This window comes from Bacillus cereus group sp. BfR-BA-01524 (assembly GCF_022662595.1).
GTDB classification, from domain to species: domain Bacteria; phylum Bacillota; class Bacilli; order Bacillales; family Bacillaceae_G; genus Bacillus_A; species Bacillus_A thuringiensis_S.
This window is the reverse complement of the sequence record NZ_JAKUDW010000334.1, coordinates 1-327: the sequence shown is the minus strand read 5'-3', so window position 1 is coordinate 327 and position 327 is coordinate 1. Positions and strand designations below refer to the sequence as shown.

Below are 327 nucleotides of genomic sequence, written 5' to 3'. Positions count from 1 at the left end.
ACAACAGAAAATAAAGAAATCCCAGGTTATAAGTTGGTAGAAAAGCCAAAAAATGCCGAAGGTAAATACGTAGAGGGAACGCAAGAGGTAATCTACGTATATGAAAAAATAGAAGAACCAAAACCAGAGGTAGAAGGCAGTGTAGTAACGAAATACGTAGATAAAGAAGGAAAAGAAATCGCGCAACGCAATACGACGACAGATAAGATCGGAAACGAGTACACAACAGAAAATAAAGAAATCCCAGGTTATAAGTTGGTAGAAAAGCCAAAAAATGCCGAAGGTAAATACGTAGAGGGAACGCAAGAGGTAATCTACGTATATGAA

The 327-nt window shown here is 37.6% G+C and carries 1 protein-coding gene; it reads left to right on the top strand.

The window, feature by feature from the left end:
- On the top strand, positions 1-327 hold a 327-nt coding region (locus MR170_RS31330; protein WP_242310706.1), incomplete at both ends, for a MucBP domain-containing protein.